Origin of the sequence: Allobosea sp. CER48 (assembly GCF_044752385.1) — a bacterium.
Classification (GTDB): Bacteria; Pseudomonadota; Alphaproteobacteria; order Rhizobiales; family Beijerinckiaceae; genus Allobosea.
The window spans coordinates 1-5,552 of record NZ_JBIWYK010000206.1 but is presented as its reverse complement, the minus strand read 5'-3'; the positions used below and the strand labels follow the sequence as shown (position 1 = coordinate 5,552).

General features: G+C 67.6%; 6 protein-coding genes. All 6 read left to right on the top strand.

The window, feature by feature from the left end; genetic code table 11:
* The first annotated feature begins 104 nt into the window (after positions 1-104).
* The 6 genes from ACIPIA_RS09475 (at position 105) to ACIPIA_RS09450 (ending at position 5,286) form a co-directional block, all read left to right on the top strand.
* Positions 105-1,487, top strand: a complete 1,383-nt coding sequence (locus ACIPIA_RS09475; RefSeq protein WP_400508873.1) for a M20/M25/M40 family metallo-hydrolase — start codon at positions 105-107, stop codon at positions 1,485-1,487.
* Positions 1,484-2,065 carry an LOG family protein gene (locus ACIPIA_RS09470; RefSeq protein ID WP_400508871.1) on the top strand — a complete coding sequence of 194 codons (582 nt, stop codon included), beginning with the start codon at positions 1,484-1,486 and terminating at the stop codon, positions 2,063-2,065. The genes ACIPIA_RS09475 and ACIPIA_RS09470 overlap by 4 nt, the downstream gene beginning before the upstream one ends.
* Positions 2,066-2,223: 158 nt before the next feature.
* Positions 2,224-2,616, top strand: a complete 393-nt coding sequence (locus tag ACIPIA_RS09465) for a hypothetical protein (protein WP_400508869.1) — start codon at positions 2,224-2,226, stop codon at positions 2,614-2,616.
* Positions 2,576-3,859 (top strand): DNA-packaging protein, encoded by a 1,284-nt coding sequence (locus ACIPIA_RS09460; RefSeq protein ID WP_400508867.1) that lies wholly within the window; start codon positions 2,576-2,578, stop codon positions 3,857-3,859. The genes ACIPIA_RS09465 and ACIPIA_RS09460 overlap by 41 nt, the downstream gene beginning before the upstream one ends.
* Before the next feature lie 48 nt (positions 3,860-3,907).
* Positions 3,908-5,089: a phage portal protein gene (locus ACIPIA_RS09455; RefSeq protein ID WP_400508866.1), complete on the top strand. Its 1,182-nt coding sequence runs from the start codon at positions 3,908-3,910 to the stop codon at positions 5,087-5,089.
* Positions 5,086-5,286: a hypothetical protein gene (locus ACIPIA_RS09450; protein ID WP_400508864.1), complete on the top strand. Its 201-nt coding sequence runs from the start codon at positions 5,086-5,088 to the stop codon at positions 5,284-5,286. Before ACIPIA_RS09455 ends, ACIPIA_RS09450 begins: the two co-directional genes overlap by 4 nt.
* The last annotated feature ends 266 nt before the right edge of the window (positions 5,287-5,552 follow it).

Sequence of the window (5,552 nt, the reverse complement as noted above, 5' to 3'; positions counted from 1 at the left end):
AATTAGGGTTGCGGCCAGGTCGGGCGGCAATGCATGATTGTATGCTGACGCCCGCCCGGGCGCTTGCCATGATGGCGTCACCTGAATCGCTTTCGATGGTTGCCATGACCAAGCTTCCCGCCGTTCTCGCTCGTCTCGATGCTGAACTTGACGCGTCCGTCGCCCGCCTGTCCTCCTGGCTGGAAATTCCCTCGATCGGCACCGATCCGGCGTTCAATGCGCAGACGCGCGCCGCTGCCGAATGGCTGCGGGCCGACCTCGAGGCGCTCGGCTTCAAGGCCGAGTTGCGCGAAACCGGCGGCCATCCCGTCGTGCTCGCGCATAGGCCGAAGCCCGGCGCGCCGCACGCGCTGTTCTACGGCCATTACGACGTGCAGCCGGTCGACCCGCTGAATCTGTGGGATGCCGATCCCTTCAAGCCCACCGTTCGCGAGCTCGAGCCTGGCCGCAAGGTCATCGCGGCGCGCGGCGCCTGCGACGACAAGGGGCAGGTAATGACCTTCATCGAGGCTGTGCGCGCAACGCTCGCAGAGACCGGCGACCTGCCGATCGGCCTGACCATCCTCGTCGAGGGCGAGGAAGAGTCCGGCTCGGTCAACCTGCCGGGCTACATCAAGGCCAACGCCGCCGAACTGAAGGCGGATTATGCGCTGGTCTGCGACACCGGCATGTGGGATCGCGAGACGCCCCTGATCACCTCGACCTTGCGCGGCATGGTCTATCAGGAGGTCACGCTGACCGCCGCCAACCGCGATCTGCACTCTGGCCTCTTCGGCGGCGCGGCCGCCAATCCGATCCATATTCTCGCCCGGATCGTGGGTGAGCTCCATGACGAGAATGGCCGCATCACCGTTCCCGGCTTCTATGAGGGCGTGCACGAGCCGACCAACGCGCAGAAGGCGGAATGGGCCGATCTCGGCCTGACGGAAGAGGATTTCCTCGGGCAGATCGGCTTGAAGCACTCCATCGGCGAGAAGGGGCGGATGCTGATCGAGCAGGTCCAGTCCCGCCCCACCTGCGACGTCAACGGCATCTGGGGCGGTTATACCGGCGAGGGCAGCAAGACGGTCATTCCCGGCCAGGCGTCGGCCAAGATCTCCTTCCGCCTCGTCGGCGACCAGGACCCCGTGAAGATCGCGGAAGCCTTCCGCCAGTTCGTCCGCGACCGGTTGCCGGAGGATGTCTCGGCGGAGTTCATCGGCCATTCCGGCTCGCCCGCTCTGGCCGTGCCCGCGGATTCGCCGGTGCTGCAGAAGGCGCGCGGGGCGCTCGCCGAAGAATGGGGCGGGCGCGTCGTTTCGATCGGCAGCGGCGGCTCGATTCCCGTCGGCGGCGATTTCAAGCGCACGCTCGGCATCGACACGCTCTTCGTCGGTTTCGGCCTCGACGACGACCGCGTCCATTCGCCCAACGAGAAGTACGACATGTCCTCCTTCCACAAGGGCCAGCGTTCCTGGGCCCGAATCTTGCAGGCTCTCGGTTCATGAGATCGGTTTGTGTCTTCTGCGGCTCCAATCCCGGCATCGATCCCGTCTATGCGGCGGGCGCCCGCGCCATGGGCGGTGAAATCGCGCGGCGCGGCCTGACGCTGGTCTATGGCGGCGGTGCTGTCGGGCTGATGGGCATCGTCGCCAACGCTGCGCTGGAAGCCGGAGGACAGGTCCACGGAGTCATCCCCAAGGCGCTGCAGGACAAGGAAGTCGGTCATATCGGGCTGACCTGGCTCGAGGTCGTGGACACGATGCACACCCGCAAGGCGCGGATGGCAGAGCTGTCGGACGGCTTCATCGCCATGCCCGGCGGTATCGGCACCTTCGAGGAGTTGTTCGAGATCTGGACCTGGGGCCAGCTCGGCATCCATGCCAAGCCGCTTGGGCTGCTCAACGTCGCCGGCTTCTACGATCCGCTGGCCACTTTTCTCGACCAGACCGTCGAGGCCGGGTTCCTGAAGCAGAACCACCGCGCCATGGCTATGACCGATACCGAGCCGGCGACATTGCTGGATCGGATGCAGAACTACGTGCCGGCCGCGACCTACAAATGGATCGAGAAGGAGCAGGCGTGACCTGTTTCTGTGACTGCGCCTTCAGGTTGTAGGAATATTATCTTGACATCGTGACGCTGATCGGTTAGAGATCGGGAACGCTCACGAAATGTGCCCGAACGAAGCCGCCGCGCTCTGCAGCCGGCGGCTTTTTCGTGCCCGTCATCACGGGGAGACGCATGGCCGAAGACGACAGCAGGACGCGGCAGCCGGCGGCTAAGCAGAGGCGGCCGGTGGTATCCCGCAAGGTGGTGGTGGGCCAGCTTTGGCGTGCTGCCAAGCGCCAGCTCGATGCGCACGAGGAGCATCTGGCCGACCTGCCGAAGGGTGCGCCGGCCAGCGAGGCGGACGCGAAGGCCCTGGCGACGCTCGCCCGTACGGTTCGTGAACTGGTGGCGATCGAGGAGCCTCAGAGCGCGAAGAGGGACAAGCAGACGGATGAACCCGATGCCGCTGACGGCCTGCGACATGTCGCACAGCTCCGTCAGGAGCTTGCTCGACGTCTTGAAGCGCTTGCCGGCGAAGACGCGAGTGAGGTTGCTCAAGCGGCTGGTGGAGACAGCGCCGCCTGAGTTGGTGGAGGCTGTCGCAGCCGAGTGGTCGATCTGGGCACGACCTGACCAAGTACCGGCCGAACCGGCAAAGCCGATCTGGCTGGTCCTTGGCGGGCGTGGTGCCGGCAAGACCCGGACGGGCGCCGAATGGGTCAAGGGAATGGCGCTCGGCCATCCTCCTTTCGCCGGTATGCGGACTGAACGCATCGCCCTCCTCGGCGAGACGCAAGGTCAGGTCCGGGATGTGATGATCGAGGGCGTCTCCGGCCTGCTCGCGATCCACACGCGCTGGGAGCGGCCGACCTGGCAGCCATCGCTGCGCCGCCTCCAGTGGCCGAACGGGGCGATCGGGCAGGTCTTCTCGGCCGAGGACCCGGAAGGGTTGCGCGGCCCGCAATTCGGCGCCGCCTGGTCCGACGAATTGGCGAAGTGGCCGAACCTTCAGGAGTGCTGGGACATGCTGCAATTCGGCCTGCGCCTCGGCGATCATCCCGGCCAGATCGTGACGACGACACCGCGCCCCCTGGCCCTGATCAAGCGCCTGCTCGGAGATCCGCATGTCGCGGTCAGCCGGGCCAGAACGCGCGACAATCAGTTCAACCTGGCGGCGGAGTTCGTCCGCACCGTCACGGAAGCCTATGGCGGGACGCGGCTGGGACGCCAGGAGCTCGACGGCGAAATCGTCGAGGAAAGCCCCGGCGCGCTGTGGACGCGCGCCATGATCGAGGCCGCCCGCGAGCGGGAACCAGGGCCGCTTGCCCGGATCGCGGTCGCCGTGGATCCCCCGGCATCCTCCTCCCAGCGCGCCGATTGCTGCGGGCTGGTCGTCGCCGGCGTCGACGGTGATGGCGTCGGCCATGTGCTGGAGGATGCCACGCTCGCCGGTGCCCGGCCCCATGAATGGGCCGAGAGGGCCGCTGCGCTCTATCGCCGTCATGAAGCGGACGCGCTCGTCGTCGAGGTCAATCAGGGCGGGGAGATGGTGGAAAGCATCATCCGCGAGGTCGATGCCGGCATCCCGGTCCTCTCGGTCAGGGCGACGCGCGGCAAGTATCTCCGGGCCGAGCCGGTGGCAGCCCTCTATGCGCAAGGCCGCGTGCGTCATGCCGGGACCTATCCGGCGCTTGAGGATGAGATGTGCTCCTTCGGTCCTCGTGGCCTGGAGGGCGGACGCTCGCCAGACCGGCTCGATGCGCTCGTCTGGGCGCTGACGCACCTGATGCTCGCGCCGAAGGGCCGGCCGCGGGTGAGGGGAATGTAGCTCCAAGGCTCCAGCTCGTCGTTTCACGCTCGAAAAAGCGAGACTTCCATGTTCGATTTTCTTCGCAACCTTCGCGGCCGTGCCGCGCCGGAACATAAGCGCTCGCGCGTCGGGCCCCTGATCGCCTTGCACGAAGCCGGGCGCCCGGTCTGGACGCCGCGCGACTACGTCGCGCTGTCGCGCGAGGGTTATGAGCGCAACCCGGTCGTCCATCGGTGCGTCCGCCTGATTGCCGAGGCCGCGGCGCAGACGCCGTTGAGCGCCAAGGTCGGAGCGCGGGAGGTGCCGGAGCACGCGGCACTGGCCTTGATCGACAGGCCCAATCCGCGCCAGGGAGGCATCGCCTTCCGCGAGACGCTGTTCGGCCACCTGCTCGTCGCCGGAAACGCCTATGTCGAGGTCGTCAGCACCGGGCGCGAGCCGCGCGAGCTCTATGCGCTGAGGCCGGACCGCATGCGGGTGGTGCCCGGTCGCGATGGCTGGCCGGAAGCCTATGATTACAGCGTCGGAGGCGACACGGTCCGCTTCCGGCAGGACGAGGCCGGGCTCCCGCCGATCCTGCATCTGACGCTGTTCCACCCTGTCGACGACCATTACGGCCTTTCCCCGGTCGAGCCGGCGGCGAGCGCGCTCGACATCCACAACGCCGCCAGCAGCTGGCACAAGGCGCTGCTCGACAACGCCGCCAGGCCTTCCGGCGCGCTGGTCTATGACGGGCCTGAAGGCGCGACGCTGACCGAGGCGCAGTTCGAACGGCTGAAGCAGGAGCTGGAAGACTCCTTCCAGGGCGCCCGCAATGCCGGCCGGCCGCTGCTGCTCGAAGGCGGGCTCGACTGGAAGCCGCTTTCGCTGACACCGGCGGAGCTGGATTTCGTGGCCGCCAAGGGCGTGGCCGCGCGCGAAATCGCGCTCGCCTTCGGCGTGCCGCCACTGCTGCTCGGCCTGCCGGGCGACAACACGCATGCCAACTTCGCCGAGGCGAACCGCGCGCTCTGGCGCCAGACCGTGATCCCCCTGGTGAAGCGCTCGGCGCAGTCGCTGGCCCAATGGCTCGGCCCCGCTTTCGGCGACGAACTGAGCCTCGAGCCCGATCTCGATGCCATCGAAGCGCTGGCCGACGAGCGGGAATCGCTCTGGCGGCGCCTCGGTGCGGCGAGCTTCCTCGATGACGAGGAGAAGCGCGAGGCAGTCGGCTACGGCCGGCGTGCCTCGGGGAAGGAGCGACCATGAACATGCTCGACCAGGTCATCGCCGCCTTCGTCGGCCGCGCCGATGTCGGCCATCTCGGCCTGCTGCTGTGGGCCGCCAGCGCGTCAAGCCTGGCCTGGCTCATCCTGCGCGAGCTGACGGCAGCCAATCGCCGATTCGACGATTTCGTCCGCGAGCTCAACCGCTTCAACACGCGCCAGGAGGGGGATCAATCATGAAGGCCAGCCGCGATGCGAAACCTCCGTCGACGCGCCCCGCCACAGGCCGCGCGCCGCCGGTGAGGGTGAGAGCGGATGGCGCGACGGCTGAGGCCTTCACGCGTTTCCTCCAGAATCTGGCGAAGCTGGAAGGCGGCCGCTCCCCGATGGGCAAGGGCGGGGAGCGAAGCCGATGACCGGGCTCTCCCGCCTGCCGCTCGAGGCGAAGCTGCTGCCGTTGCAGCCTTCGCGCATTGCGCCGGATGGCACGTTCGAGGGGTATGCCA